This window comes from Rhodosalinus sp. 5P4, from assembly GCF_041365695.1.
In the GTDB taxonomy this organism is placed as follows: domain Bacteria; phylum Pseudomonadota; class Alphaproteobacteria; order Rhodobacterales; family Rhodobacteraceae; genus Rhodosalinus.
In genome coordinates this window covers 266,023-278,789 of sequence record NZ_JBGFSJ010000003.1, presented here as the reverse complement: position 1 = coordinate 278,789, position 12,767 = coordinate 266,023, and the positions used below count along the sequence as shown (strand labels likewise).

Annotated in this window: 12 protein-coding genes; 8 read left to right on the top strand and 4 right to left on the bottom strand. The window is 68.7% G+C overall.

All coding sequences use genetic code 11. From position 1 onward, the window contains the following. Positions 1–4: 4 nt before the first annotated feature. The 7 genes from argC to AB6A69_RS06935 all read left to right on the top strand — a co-directional run bounded on the left by argC (position 5) and on the right by AB6A69_RS06935 (position 6,143). Positions 5–1,033 (top strand): N-acetyl-gamma-glutamyl-phosphate reductase, encoded by a 1,029-nt coding sequence (argC, locus tag AB6A69_RS06965; RefSeq protein WP_371060225.1) that lies wholly within the window; start codon positions 5–7, stop codon positions 1,031–1,033. Positions 1,034–1,052: 19 nt separating this feature from the next. Next, positions 1,053–1,502 (top strand): cytochrome c maturation protein CcmE, encoded by a 450-nt coding sequence (gene ccmE, locus AB6A69_RS06960; RefSeq protein ID WP_371060224.1) that lies wholly within the window; start codon positions 1,053–1,055, stop codon positions 1,500–1,502. A gap of 97 nt (positions 1,503–1,599) precedes the next feature. Continuing rightward, on the top strand, positions 1,600–2,211 hold the full coding sequence (locus AB6A69_RS06955; protein WP_371060223.1) for a holin-associated N-acetylmuramidase: 612 nt from the start codon (positions 1,600–1,602) through the stop codon (positions 2,209–2,211). Then, positions 2,202–2,789, top strand: a complete 588-nt coding sequence (locus tag AB6A69_RS06950) for a holin family protein (protein WP_371038351.1) — start codon at positions 2,202–2,204, stop codon at positions 2,787–2,789. Before AB6A69_RS06955 ends, AB6A69_RS06950 begins: the two co-directional genes overlap by 10 nt. Before the next feature lie 55 nt (positions 2,790–2,844). After that, the gene (locus AB6A69_RS06945; protein ID WP_371060222.1) at positions 2,845–4,833 is read left to right on the top strand and encodes a heme lyase CcmF/NrfE family subunit; all 1,989 of its coding nucleotides are present in this window, start codon (positions 2,845–2,847) and stop codon (positions 4,831–4,833) included. Further along, positions 4,830–5,285 (top strand): cytochrome c-type biogenesis protein CcmH, encoded by a 456-nt coding sequence (locus tag AB6A69_RS06940; protein WP_371038353.1) that lies wholly within the window; start codon positions 4,830–4,832, stop codon positions 5,283–5,285. The genes AB6A69_RS06945 and AB6A69_RS06940 overlap by 4 nt, the downstream gene beginning before the upstream one ends. An 81-nt stretch (positions 5,286–5,366) precedes the next feature. Then, positions 5,367–6,143: an enoyl-CoA hydratase-related protein gene (locus AB6A69_RS06935; protein ID WP_371060221.1), complete on the top strand. Its 777-nt coding sequence runs from the start codon at positions 5,367–5,369 to the stop codon at positions 6,141–6,143. Positions 6,144–6,149: 6 nt separating this feature from the next. On the opposite strand, the gene AB6A69_RS06930 is transcribed toward AB6A69_RS06935, so the two are convergent. The 3 genes from AB6A69_RS06930 to gltX form a co-directional block, all read right to left on the bottom strand. After that, entirely contained in the window at positions 6,150–6,803 is a 654-nt protein-coding gene (locus tag AB6A69_RS06930; protein ID WP_371060220.1) for an alternative oxidase, read from the bottom strand. Positions 6,804–6,975: 172 nt separating this feature from the next. Continuing rightward, positions 6,976–8,271 carry a citrate synthase gene (gene gltA, locus AB6A69_RS06925; protein WP_371038356.1) on the bottom strand — a complete coding sequence of 432 codons (1,296 nt, stop codon included), beginning with the start codon at positions 8,269–8,271 and terminating at the stop codon, positions 6,976–6,978. A 113-nt stretch (positions 8,272–8,384) separates the two neighbouring features. Continuing rightward, complete coding sequence (gene gltX / locus AB6A69_RS06920; protein WP_371060219.1) at positions 8,385–9,800, bottom strand: glutamate--tRNA ligase; 1,416 nt, start codon at positions 9,798–9,800, stop codon at positions 8,385–8,387. Between the two features lie 187 nt (positions 9,801–9,987). Between gltX and AB6A69_RS06915 the strand changes: the two genes are divergently transcribed. Next, the gene (locus AB6A69_RS06915; protein ID WP_371060218.1) at positions 9,988–12,036 is read left to right on the top strand and encodes a ComEC/Rec2 family competence protein; all 2,049 of its coding nucleotides are present in this window, start codon (positions 9,988–9,990) and stop codon (positions 12,034–12,036) included. Here AB6A69_RS06915 and lexA read toward each other — a convergent pair. Then, positions 12,030–12,737, bottom strand: a complete 708-nt coding sequence (lexA, locus tag AB6A69_RS06910) for a transcriptional repressor LexA (protein ID WP_371038359.1) — start codon at positions 12,735–12,737, stop codon at positions 12,030–12,032. The genes AB6A69_RS06915 and lexA overlap by 7 nt on opposite strands. Positions 12,738–12,767: the final 30 nt, after the last annotated feature.

Below are 12,767 nucleotides of genomic sequence, written 5' to 3'. Positions count from 1 at the left end.
TCACATGACAGCGAAAATCGCGATTCTCGGCGCGTCTGGCTACACCGGTGCAGAGCTTGTCCGGCTCATCGCCACCCATGGCGGCATGGAGATCGTGGCGCTGACCGCGGACCGCAAGGCGGGGCAGGCGATGGGGCAGGTCTTTCCGCATCTGCGCCATCTCGGCCTGCCTCCGCTTGCGCGGATCGAAGAGGTCGATTTCGCCGGTATCGACCTGGTCTTCTGCGCGCTGCCCCACGCCACGAGCCAGGCGGTGATCGCCGACCTGCCGCGCGGCGTGAAGATCGTGGACCTTTCCGCCGACTTCCGGCTTCGCAGCCCGGAAGACTACGAGACGTGGTACGGAAAGCCCCACGGCGCGCAGGATCTGCAGGCCGAGGCCGTCTACGGTCTGACCGAGTTCTACCGCGAGCAAATTCGCGCCGCGCGGCTGGTCGCCGGCACGGGCTGCAACGCCGCCGCGGGGCAGTATGCGCTGCGTCCGCTCGTGGCGGGCGGACTGATCGACCTCGACGACATCGTTCTCGACCTCAAATGCGCGGTGTCGGGCGCCGGTCGGTCGCTGAAGGAGCCTCTGCTGCATGCCGAACTCTCCGAGGGCTATCATGCCTACGGCTACGGGGGCACGCACCGGCATCTGGGCGAGTTCGACCAGGAGTTCTCGGCCCTCGCGGGCCGTCCCGTTCACGTGCAGTTCACGCCCCACCTCATGCCGGCGAACCGCGGCATCCTCGCCACCGCCTACGTGAAGGGCGAGGCGCCGGCGATCCACGACACGCTGTCGCAGGCCTATCGCGACGAGGCGTTCCTGCAGGTGTTGCCGTTTGGCGAATTGCCGTCGACTCGCCATGTAAGGGGTTCGAATTTCTGCCATATCGGCGTCTCTGGCGACCGGGTTCCGGGGCGCGCGATGGTGGTGGCCGCCCTCGACAACCTGACAAAGGGCTCGTCCGGTCAGGCTTTGCAGAACGCGAACCTGATGCTACATATACCAGAGCATACAGGGCTCACGCTGGCGCCCTGTTTCCCGTGAGATCGAGGGCGGTGCGCGCATGAGGGGCCTGAAAAAGAAACGTCGGATCCAGGTGATCATGGTCGCCGCGTTCGCGCTCGTCCTGTCCACCGGGCTGATCGGTTATGCCATGCGGGACGGCATCAACTTCTTCCGCGCCCCGAGCCAGGTTCTGGCCGAGCCGCCCGCGCCGACCGAAACGTTCCGGCTGGGCGGGCTGGTCGAAAGCGGCACGCTGATGCGCGGGCAGGGCGAGACCGTCAGCTTCTCGGTGACGGATGGCGGCGCCTCCATCCCCGTGCGCTTCACCGGGGTCCTGCCCGATCTCTTCGCGGAAAACGAGGGCATGGTCGGGACCGGACGCTTCGTGGACGGCGTGTTCGTGGCCGACGAGATCCTTGCCAAGCATGACGAGACCTACATGCCCAAGGAAGTCGCGGACGCGCTCAAGGAGCAGGGCGTGTACAAGCCCTCCTCCGGCGGGTCCTGATCTGCCCGCGCAGCAACACGCAACGCACGCTCCCCCAGCGCGCTCTTAACCGCAGAGCGCCAGCTTTCCCGCACCACTCAGGCAGAGGTGCGGGACGATGCCAGGCATTCGCGAAATCGCCGAGGAGATCGTCACCCGGGAAGGCGGGTTCGTGAACGATCCAGATGATCCGGGCGGCGCAACAAATCACGGCGTGACCATCCACACCCTTCGGCGCCTCGGGCGCGACCTCGACGGGGACGGGAGGGTGACGGAAAACGACGTCCGGCGCCTCACGAAGCGCGAGGCGGTCGACATTTTCGTGCGCCACTATTTCGAGAGACCGGGGCTCGCGCGCCTGCCCGACGCGCTTCAGCCGCAGCTCTTCGACATGTACGTCAACGCCGGCGCCAACGCGGTCCGTATTCTTCAGCGGCTTCTGGGCGATATGAATCTGCCCGTGACGGTGGATGGCATCATCGGGCCCGAGACCGAGGCGGCGGCAACCCGGGCCAAGGCGGCCGCGCCCGATCACATCGCCGACGCTTACGGTATCGCGCGGCGCAACTACTATTTCCGGCTCGCCGACGCGCGCCCGGCCAGCCGCAAATACGCCCGAACGCGCACGGGCGGAAAGGGCGGCTGGATCCTTCGGGCCGAGCATTTCATCGCGCCGCGCTTTCGCATGACGGACGAGCAATTCGCGGAAAGGACGTCGGCATGGGACTGATCGGCCGGTTTCTGGACATTCTCTTTGGTGGCGAGCGCAACGTCCTCGCCGATACGGCGGAAGTCTTCCGCGTGAACGCCGAGGCCGAGGCGCGCCGCAACGCCGATTTCCGTCAGGCGGCGCTTGCCCAGTTCGCGGCCGAATTCGCCCTGCCGCGCCGGGGACGTTTCGATCGCTTCATCGACGCCGCCAATCGCATACCGCGCCCGGCCATGGCGCTCGGCACGCTCGCGCTTTTCGGCGCGGCGATGGCGTCGCCCGTCTGGTTCGCCGAGAGGATGCAGGGCCTCGCCGTCGTGCCAGAGCCTCTCTGGTGGCTTCTCGGCGCGATCGTCAGCTTCTATTTCGGCGCGCGCCACCAGGCCAAGGGGCAGGAGTTCCAGCGCGAGGCGGCGCTCGGCCTTGCCCGTGCCCACGAACTGGCAGAGGCGGCGGCGCAGCGCATGACACGCGCGGAGGCGGCAGAGACGGCAGAGACCACAGGCGCGGCGCCGCGCGCCGTGCCTCCGGATGCGGTCGCAGAGAACGCGGCGCTTGCGGAATGGCGTGCCTTGCGCGGGGCCGGCGCGACAAGCTGATGCGGGTGCACCGAATCCGATTGGCCGGACGCGCGCGCCCCGCTATATTCGGGGCATGATTACAGAACTCGGCCACTTCGCCCTCGTCCTCGCCTTTCTGGTCGCAATCTTCCAGACCGTCGTGCCGCTCGTCGGCGCGCACAGGCGCTGGCCCGGCTGGATGGCCGTGGCCGAACCCGCGGCCACCACGCAGTTCATGCTGCTGGCGTTTTCCTTCGCGGCGCTCACCTGGGCGTTCGTGACGTCCGATTTCAGCCTCCGCCTGGTGGTGCTGAACTCGCACTCGGCCAAGCCGCTCATCTACAAGATCACTGGCGTGTGGGGGAATCACGAAGGGTCGATGCTGCTCTGGGTGCTGATCCTCGCGCTCTTCGGCGCGATGGCGGCGTGGTTCGGCAACAACCTGCCGCCCACGCTTCGCGCGCGGGTGCTGGCCGTGCAGGGCATGATCGGCGTCGCCTTCCTGGCCTTCATCCTCTTCACGTCGAACCCCTTCCTGCGCATGGCGGTGCCACCCTTCGACGGGCAGGACCTCAACCCGCTCCTGCAGGACCCCGGCCTCGCGCTGCATCCGCCCTTCCTCTACCTGGGTTACGTGGGCCTCTCGATCTGCTTCAGCTTCGCGGTCGCGGCCCTGATCGAGGGTCGGGTGGACGCCGCATGGGGACGCTGGGTGCGGCCGTGGACCCTCGCGGCCTGGGTTTTCCTGACCATCGGCATCGCGCTCGGCTCCTGGTGGGCGTATTACGAGCTCGGCTGGGGCGGTTTCTGGTTCTGGGACCCGGTGGAAAACGCCTCCTTCATGCCGTGGCTCCTCGCCGTTGCGCTGCTGCATTCGGCGATCGTGGTCGAGAAGCGCGAAGCGTTGAAAAGCTGGACGATCCTTCTCGCCATCCTGGCTTTCGGGTTCTCGCTGATCGGCACGTTCATCGTGCGCTCGGGCCTTCTGACCAGCGTTCACGCCTTCGCCACCGATCCCGAGCGCGGGGTGTTCATCCTGATGATCCTCGCGGCCTTTATGGGCGGCGCACTGATCCTTTTCGCCGCACGCGCCAGCGTGATGGAGGCGCGGGGCGTCTTCGGCGTGGTCAGCCGCGAAAGTGCACTCGTCGCAAATAACGTGCTTCTGGCCGTGTCCTGTTTCGTCGTTTTCGTGGGGACGCTCTGGCCGATGGTGGCCGAGATGTTTTTCGACCGGAAGCTCAGCGTGGGCCCGCCCTTCTTCGACGCCGCCTTCACGCCCTTCATGGTCGTGCTCGGGGCGATCCTGCCCCTGGGCGCGGTCATGCCCTGGAAGCGGGCCCGTCTTGGCAAGGCGCTGCGCACGCTGACGCCTGCGCTGATCCTCGCCCTTGCGGTGGGCGGGCTTGCCTGGACGATGCAGACGGGCAATTCGCTCCTCGGACCTATCGGTCTCATGCTCGGCGCGTGGCTCGTCTCTGGCGCTTGCGTGGATCTCTGGCAACGCGCGGGACGGCGTGCGATCCGTCTGCGCCGACTGCCGCGGGCCGACTGGGGCCGCGCGGTCGCACATGCCGGGTTCGGCGTCATCATCGTCGGCATCGCCGGGCTGACCGCATGGGAAAAGGAAGACATCCGGGTCGTTCAGGAGGGCGAGAGCTGGAGCGTCGAGAATTTCGTGCTGACGCTCGAAGGGGTCGAGGAGCTGCCCTACGATCCCACTGTCGGCCGGAATTATTACTCCACGATGGCGCGGGTCGCGCTGGCGACCGAAGATGGGGGCCAGGTGGCCACGCTTACGCCCGAAAAGCGGAACTACCCCGTGGCCCGGATGCCCACCACAGAGGCGGCCATCGATTACCGCCTCCTGCGTGACGTCTATGTCGTGATCGGCGATCCGCAGGACAATGGCGGCTGGGCCGTGCGGACCTACATCAAGCCGCTGGCGAACTGGATCTGGGCGGGCTCTGCGCTGATGGCGCTGGGTGGCGCGCTCAGCCTGTCGGACCGTCGCTACCGGGTGGCGGCCGGGGCACGACGCCAGCGTGAGAAGCTGGAGCCGCGCGGGGTGCCGGCGGAATGAGACGATTGCTGCTTGTCCTGACGCTGGTCCTCGCAACGCCGCTCGCCGCGCTTCAGCCGGACGAGGTACTGGACGATCCGGCACTGGAGGAACGAGCGCGGGAGTTGTCCGAGGGTCTTCGCTGCCTCGTCTGCCGCAACGAGAGCATCGACGAATCGAACGCGCCGCTTGCCCGCGACCTCCGGCTTCTGGTGCGCGAACGGCTGGTGGCCGGCGACAGCGACGCCGAAGTGGTGGAGTTCGTCGTCGATCGTTACGGCGAATATGTTCTGCTTCGCCCCACGGCAACCGGCGCGAACTGGATCCTGTGGGGCGCCGCGCCCGCGATGCTGCTCGTCGGGCTGCTGATCGCGGGTTTCTACCTGCGGGGCAGGTCGCGAGCGCAGACGCCCTCGGATGAAAGCCTGAGCTCCGACGAGCGGGCGCGCCTCGAAGCCCTGCTGAGAGAGTGAGCGCGGGCACGGCGCGCCTTTTGTCTTTCCTCCGTCGTCCTGTCCGGTAGAACGCGGCAAAGACGCATCGGAGGAGGGGACATGGATTACCAGACCATCACGCTCGAGATCGTGGACGAGACAGCGGTCGTCACGCTGAACCGGCCCGACAAGATGAACGCGCTCAACACCCAGATGCGGGCAGAGATCGCGGACGCGGTCAGCACGGCCGGGACGCAGGCGCGCGTCGTCGTGCTGACCGGCGCGGGGCGCGCCTTTTGTTCGGGGCAGGATCTCGGCGACCGGGCCAACGCCGACGAGATGGATCTGGAACGCGTGCTGCGGGACGAGTATGTGCCCATGCTGCGCGCGATCTATGACTGCCCTGTCCCGGTGCTGAGCGCGGTGAACGGTCCCGCCGCCGGGGCCGGCGCGAACCTTGCCTTGTCGGCCGACGTGGTGATCGCCGCCGAGAGCGCGTATTTCGTTCAGGCCTTCACGCGGATCGGGCTGATTCCCGACGCGGGGGGCACCTGGATTCTGCCGCGGCAAATGGGGCTGGCCAAGGCCATGGGCGCCGCCCTCTTCGCCGAGCGCATTCCGGCCCGCCAGGCCGATGCGTGGGGCATGATCTGGGAGGCCGTGGCCGACGACGCCTTCGAGGAGGGCTGGCGCGGACGCGCCGAGCACCTTGCCAAGGGTCCGACGCAGGCGTTCAACGCGGTGCGCCAGGCGATCCGCGGCGCCTTCGAGGCCACGCTGGACGATCAGCTTCTGCTGGAGGCGCGCTTGCAGGGCGAATGCGGCAAGAGCCGGGATTTCAAGGAAGGCGTTCTTGCCTTCCTCGAGAAGCGCCCCGCGACCTTCGAGGGGCGCTGAAGCCGTTCAGTTGCCCGTGCCGCTGGCGTAGGCGTCGGCGAAGCCGTGATTGGTGTCGCGGTGATGCGCCTCGTCGGCGCGCACCGCGATCACGACATCGCGCAGCCGCGCGTCTGGCGGCAGGTCCCAGTACTCGATCGCGATCGCGGGCGCCGGCGGGTTGTCCGCGCGGCCCGCGTCGATCTCTCCCAGGTAGTTCGTGTAGCTTACCACGGCTTCTTCCTCCAGATAGCCGACGACGCGATGCGCGGTGCGCGGCGCGAACAGGTAGAGCCAGAAGTAGAAGTTGTAGAACAACGCCTGCCCGAAGAGGATCAGGCCCCGTTCGACGCGCGTGGGCTGCGCGATCTTGATGAAGGTCATCAGGTGCATCCGCTCGTTTTCCGCCTCGTCCAGCAATTCGCGGATCCAACCCTGGTCGTCGCGGATGTGGCGGATCGCCTTGAGGTGCTGCAAGAGCCCGCCGACCATGCCGGGAACGGCGGCGACGGTTTCCAGCACCACGGCGCGGTGGCCGTAACGGCTTGCGAAGAAACGATCGGCGAAGAAGCGCATCGCCTTGACCACGCGCAGCGCGACGCGATCGTGAACGTCGCGGGGCGCCACATGCACGGGCACGAATTCGGCGCCTTGCGTGTCGATGCGGCGGGGCTGTTCCATCTCTTTCTCCTGTCATCATGTTCCTGACAGAAAAGATAGGAGACTTGGCGCGCTCCGCAGCCTGCGACCGCTGCGGCAAAGCGCAGCGGCACGAACGGCAAAGGGCGCGGACGTGGCCGCCGCGCCCTTTCTTCGACAGTGGTGCCGGTGCCGCGCGTCGCCGGCGCGGGTCTCAGCGGTCCTCTATGTCCACATAATCGCGCTTCGTCGCGCCGAGGTAAAGCTGCCGCGGGCGGCCGATCTTCATTTGCGGATCGGCGATCATTTCCTTCCACTGGCTGATCCAGCCCACGGTGCGGGAGACGGCGAAGATCGGCGTGAACATGGAGGTGGGAAAGCCCATCGCCTCGAGGATGATGCCGGAATAGAAATCGACGTTCGGAAAGAGCTTCTTGTCGCGGAAATAGTCGTCCGAGAGGGCGATGCGCTCCAGCTCCTTGGCGACCTGGAGGACCTTGTTGTCGCCCACGCCGAGAAGTTCGAGCACCTCGTCGGCCGACTGCTTCATCACCTTCGCGCGGGGGTCGAAGTTCTTGTAGACCCGGTGGCCGAAGCCCATCAGGCGGAACGGGTCGTCCTTGTCCTTGGCGCGCTCGATGTATTCCGGGATCTGCTCGACCTCCCCGATCTCCTTGAGCATCTCGAGGCAAGCCTGGTTGGCGCCGCCATGGGCCGGCCCCCAGAGACAGGCGATGCCGGCCGCGATGCAGGCGAAGGGGTTGGCCCCCGACGAGGAGGCAAGCCGCACCGTGGAGGTGGAGGCGTTCTGCTCGTGATCGGCGTGCAGCGTGAAGATCCGGTCCATCGCGCGGCTGAGGATCGGGTTCACCACGTAATCCTCGGCCGGCACGGCAAAGCACATCCGCAGGAAGTTCGAGGCGTAGTCCTGATCGTTCCGCGGATAGACGAAGGGCTGGCCGACGGAATACTTGAAGGCCCAGGCCGCGATGGTGGGCATCTTGGCGATGAGCCGGATGGAGGCCACCTCGCGCTGCCAGGGATCCGAGATGTCGGTGCTGTCGTGGTAGAAGGCCGACATCGCGCCGACCACGCCCACCATGATCGCCATCGGATGCGCGTCGCGCCGGAAGCCGCGGAAGAAGTTCTGCATCTGCTCGTGCAGCATCGTGTGGTTGGTCACGCGGCTCTCGAAATCCTCGAGTTGCGCCGCGTCGGGCAGTTCCCCGTAAAGCAGCAGGTAGCAGACCTCGAGGTAGTGCGACTTCTCGGCGAGCTGGTCGATGGGATAGCCGCGATGGAGCAGCTCGCCCTTGCCGCCGTCGATGTAGGTGATCGTGCTGTCGCAGGAGGCCGTGGAGGTGAAGCCGGGGTCGTAGGTGAACACGCCCGCCTGGCTGTAGAGCTTGCGGATGTCCACGACGTCGGGCCCCGCCGTCGGGCTGAACATGGGCAGGTCGTAGCTCTGGCCGTCGATGGTGAGCTGTGCCGTCTTCGTGCTCTCAGGCATCTCGGTTCCCTCGTCTCCGGCGCCCGGGACGCGGGCGCATTGCGGTTGGCGACCGGGGCCGGCTGGACCGGCCGCTGCGCGCGCGAGGCATGAGGCCCCGGGCGCGCCCCGTCTCACTCTTCCCCGGCGCGGGCGGCGTCGGCCAGTCGCGCCACGGTTTCCGCGCGACCGAGAACCAGCATCATGTCGAAGACGCTGGGTGTCGCTGCGCGTCCTGCCAGCGCAGCGCGGAGAGGCGCTGCGAGCTGGCCGAATTTCATGCCCTTTTCCTCTGCGAAGCGGGTCGCGACATCTTCCAGCGCGTCGCGCGACCAGCTAGCACTTTGCACCTGCGGCGTCAATTCTCCCAGTATGCCACGGGATACATTGTCGAGCGCCCGTCCGGCCTTCTCGTCCGGCTCCACGGGGCGGTCGGCGAGGGCGAAATGCGCCTTTTCAAGGAGTTCCGGAAAGGTCTTTGCGCGCTCTTTGAGGTGCGGCATCGCCGCGAGGAGGCGCGCGCGCTTCTCGGTGCCGAGCGGCGGACGCCCCGTCGCGGCCAGGAAAGCTTCCAGGTCATGCAGCAGCGCAGCATCCTCCATCGCCGCGATGTGGCGGCCGCTGATGCTGTCGAGCTTCTTCATGTCGAGCCGCGCGGGCGCCTTGTTGATGCCCTCGAGCGAGAACAGGCGCCGAAGCTCCTCGTCGGTGAACACCTCCTGATCGCCGTGGCTCCAGCCGAGGCGGGCGAGATAATTCCGCATCGCCTGCGCCGGATATCCCATGTCGCGGTACTCGGTGAGCGACACCGCGCCGTGGCGCTTCGACAGCTTCTTGCCGTCCGGTCCGTGGATCAGCGGGATATGCGCCCAGACCGGCACGTCCCAGCCCATCGCCCGGTAGATCTGCATCTGACGCGCGGCGTTGTTGAGGTGATCGTCGCCGCGGATCACGTGGGTCACGCCCATGTCGTGATCGTCCACCACCACGGCCAGCATGTAGACGGGCGTTCCGTCCGAGCGCAGAAGCACCATGTCGTCGAGCTGGTCGTTCCGGATCGTGACATCGCCCTGCACCACGTCCGCGATCACGGTCGTTCCCTCGCGCGGCGCCTTCAGGCGGATGACGAAGGGCGCGTCCGCGGGGTGCGTGGCCGGGTCCGCATCGCGCCACGGGCTGCGGTAGAGGGTGGAGCGGCCCTCAGCACGCGCCGCCTCGCGGAACGCGTCGATTTCTTCCGGCGTGGCGAAGCACTTGTAGGCGGTGCCGTCCGCCAGCATCCGGCGGGCCACCTCGGCGTGACGGTCGGCGCCGGCCGCCTGACTCACCGCCTCGCCGTCATGGTCGAGCCCGAGCCAGTCGAGCCCGTCGAGGATGGCCTGCGTCGCCTCGCGCGTCGAGCGCGCGCGGTCCGTATCCTCGATCCGCAACAGGAAGCGCCCCGACCGGCCCCGCGCGAAGAGCCAGTTGAAAAGCGCCGTGCGCGCGCCCCCGATATGCAGATACCCGGTGGGCGAGGGGGCAAAGCGGGTGACCACCTGGTCTGTCATTCGGCGCTCTCTCTCGGGGTGCGGTTCGTTCCGGGGCCAGCGTGTCGCCACGCGCGCGCCCCGCGCCTATCTAGCGATGCCGGGGCCGCAGGACAAGCCGCGCGGGCGGCGGCCGGGCCTTAACCCCTTGCTAACCATGGCGGCGCATTGTGACGCGCGCCGGACGGGCCGGCGGGGACGGTGGAACATGTGGAACGAAGGCGCGCTCGCCCGGGCCTTCCTGATGCAGCGCGGGCATCTCTTTCCCTGGTCGGCGGTCCTTTTCGCGCTGGGGATCGGCCTCTATTTCGCCTTGCCGGCAGAACCCTCGGCGCAGACGCTGGGGCTTGCGGGCGTGGCGGCGATCGGTCTGGGCGCGGCGGCCCTGCGCGCGGGCTGGCACGTGGCGCCCGCGCTCTGGGCGGTCGCGCTTGTCGCGGCGGGCTTCGCGGTGGCGGGCGCGCGCGCCCACGTCGTGGCCGCCCCGGTGCTCGAGTTTCGCTACTACGGCTCGGTGGAGGGGCGGGTGCGCGCGATCGACCGCTCCGCTTCGGACGCGCTGCGCCTGACCCTTGACGAGGTGAGGCTGGAACGCATGGCACCGGGCGAAACGCCCGCGAAGGTGCGCGTCGCGCTCCATGGCGCACAGGGGTTTCTCGATCCGGTGCCGGGCACGCGGGTGATCCTCACCGCGTTTCTCTCTCCACCGCAAGGCCCGGTCGAGCCCGGCGGCTTCGACTTCCGGCGCCATGCCTGGTTCCAGGGGCTTGGCGCGGTGGGCTACACGCGCACGCCGGTCCTCGTCCTCGCGCCGCCTTCGGCCGAGATGGCGGCCGCGGTGGCGCGCGCGCGAATGGCGCTCTCGGCCCGGGTGCAGGACGCGCTGCCGGGCGAGGCGGGGGGCTTCGCCGCGGCCGTGCTCAGCGGGGACCGTTCGGGCATCGGGCAGGACACGCTTCGCGCCCTGCGCGAGTCAAACCTCGCGCATCTTCTGGCCATTTCGGGGCTGCACATGGGGCTTCTCGCGGGCTTCGTCTTTGCGGCGCTGCGCCTCGGCATCCTCGCACTGCCGCGGGCGGGCGTGCGGCTGCCGGCGAAGAAACTCGCGGCCGGCGGCGCGCTCCTGGCCGCCGCGGGCTATCTTGCGCTTTCGGGCGGAAACATCGCCACCGAGCGCGCCTTCGTGATGGCGGCGGTGGCGCTTCTTGCGGTGATGCTCGACCGTCGCGCGATTTCGCTTCGCGCCGTGGCGCTGGCGGCCCTCATCGTGCTCGTGCTTCGGCCCGAGGCGCTGATGGGCCCCGGGTTCCAGATGTCCTTCGCCGCCACGACCGCGCTCGTGGCGGTGTTCGCGGCGCTGCGCGAGCGCAAGGGGCCGCGCCCGCCGCGGTGGCTGGCGCCGGTCCTGGCCGTGGTGATTTCCTCCTCGGTGGCGGGGGCGGCGACGGCCCCCATCGGCGCGGCGCACTTCAACCAGCTGTCGCATTTCGGCTTGCCCGCCAACCTGCTCGCCGTGCCCCTGATGGGGCTGCTCGTCATCCCGGCGGGCGTGGTGGCGATCCTGCTCATGCCGCTCGGCGGCGAGGCCGCGCCGCTCTGGGCGATGGGGCTCGGGCTCGACTGGATCCTTGGCGTGGCGCACAGGGCCGCGGGCATGCCGAACGCCGTCGGCCATGTGCCCGCGCCGCCCGTCACGGTGTTGCCTCTGCTGGCGCTCGGCGGGGCATTCGTCGCGCTTTGGAGGGGCCATGGCCGGTGGGCGGGCCTCGTTCCTGCCCTCGTCGCGCTTGCGCTCTGGACCGGAACGGCGCGGCCCCCGGTGCTGGTGGCGGACGAAGGCGCGCTCGTCGGCGTGATGACCGCGGACGGCCGGGCGCTCAGCAAGGAGCGGGGCGCGGGGTTTCCCGCCTCGGTCTGGCTGGAGAACGATGGCGACGGCGCCACGCGGGCAGAGGCCGTGGCGCGCTGGCCCGAGGCGGGACCGGTGCGCCATGTCTGGGGCAAGCGCCGCGCGGCGAATTTCGAGGGCTGCGCGCCCGGCGAGATCGTGGTGATGACGGAGCGTTATGACGGGCCCGCGCAGCCTTGCCTGCTGCTGGACGCGCGGCGCCTCGAAGGGGCGGGCAGCCTTGCGATCTGGCCCGATCCCGGCGGCCACCGCGTCGAAAGCGCGACCCTGCGGGAGGGCCGCAGGCTCTGGACGCCCGCGACCGTGGCGGAGGTGCCCGCTCGGCTTGCCGCGGCGCAGGCTCAGTAGGTGCGGATCAGCCCCACCAGCCGGCCCTGGACCTTCACGCTGCCCTCGGGAAGCACGCGGGTTTCGTAGGCGGCGTTCGCGGCTTCCAGCAGGATCATGTCGCCCTTCCGCTTGAACCGCTTGAGCGTGGCCTCGTAGCCCTCGACCTGCGCGACGACGATGTCGCCGTTCTGCGCCTCCCCGGTTTCGCGGATGATGACCACGTCGCCGTCGTTGATGCCGGCCTCGATCATCGAGTCGCCCTTCACTTCGAGCGCGTAATGCCGGCCCTTGCCCGAGAGCATCGCGCCCGGCACGGCGATCTGGGGCGTCTCGTCGGCGATGGCCTCGATCGGGGTGCCCGCGGCGATGCGGCCCAGAAGCGGAAGCTCCATCGCCTCGGCGCTCTCCACGTCGCGCGCCGCGGCCGGGCGGGGCGGCGCCTCGCCGCGGTCGCCCTCGATCACGCGCGGCACAAAGCCAGAGGCACCGCCGCGCCGGGCCAGCTGGTCGGGCAAGCGCAGGATCTCGATGGCGCGGGCGCGATGGGCGAGACGGCGGATGAAGCCGCGCTCTTCCAGTGCGGTGATCAGCCTGTGGATCCCGGATTTCGACCGCAGGTCCAGCGCCTCCTTCATCTCGTCGAAACTCGGCGGTACGCCGTCGCGCTGCAGGCGCGTGTGGATGAAGTCCAGCAGATCCATTTGCTTGCGCGTGAGCATTGGGCGCCCTCCGTCCCGGTGCAGGTTGCC

Bases quoted from the DNA above. Each gene is read 5' to 3' on its own strand.
- AB6A69_RS06930 (WP_371060220.1), bottom strand. From the start codon at position 6,803: ATGGAACAGCCCCGCCGCATCGACACGCAAGGCGCCGAATTCGTGCCC.
- AB6A69_RS06945 (WP_371060222.1), top strand. From the start codon at position 2,845: ATGATTACAGAACTCGGCCACTTCGCCCTCGTCCTCGCCTTTCTGGTC.
- ccmE (WP_371060224.1), top strand. From the start codon at position 1,053: ATGAGGGGCCTGAAAAAGAAACGTCGGATCCAGGTGATCATGGTCGCC.
- AB6A69_RS06935 (WP_371060221.1), top strand. From the start codon at position 5,367: ATGGATTACCAGACCATCACGCTCGAGATCGTGGACGAGACAGCGGTC.
- AB6A69_RS06915 (WP_371060218.1), top strand. From the start codon at position 9,988: ATGTGGAACGAAGGCGCGCTCGCCCGGGCCTTCCTGATGCAGCGCGGG.
- argC (WP_371060225.1), top strand. From the start codon at position 5: ATGACAGCGAAAATCGCGATTCTCGGCGCGTCTGGCTACACCGGTGCA.
- lexA (WP_371038359.1), bottom strand. From the start codon at position 12,737: ATGCTCACGCGCAAGCAAATGGATCTGCTGGACTTCATCCACACGCGC.
- gltX (WP_371060219.1), bottom strand. From the start codon at position 9,800: ATGACAGACCAGGTGGTCACCCGCTTTGCCCCCTCGCCCACCGGGTAT.
- AB6A69_RS06950 (WP_371038351.1), top strand. From the start codon at position 2,202: ATGGGACTGATCGGCCGGTTTCTGGACATTCTCTTTGGTGGCGAGCGC.
- AB6A69_RS06940 (WP_371038353.1), top strand. From the start codon at position 4,830: ATGAGACGATTGCTGCTTGTCCTGACGCTGGTCCTCGCAACGCCGCTC.
- AB6A69_RS06955 (WP_371060223.1), top strand. From the start codon at position 1,600: ATGCCAGGCATTCGCGAAATCGCCGAGGAGATCGTCACCCGGGAAGGC.
- gltA (WP_371038356.1), bottom strand. From the start codon at position 8,271: ATGCCTGAGAGCACGAAGACGGCACAGCTCACCATCGACGGCCAGAGC.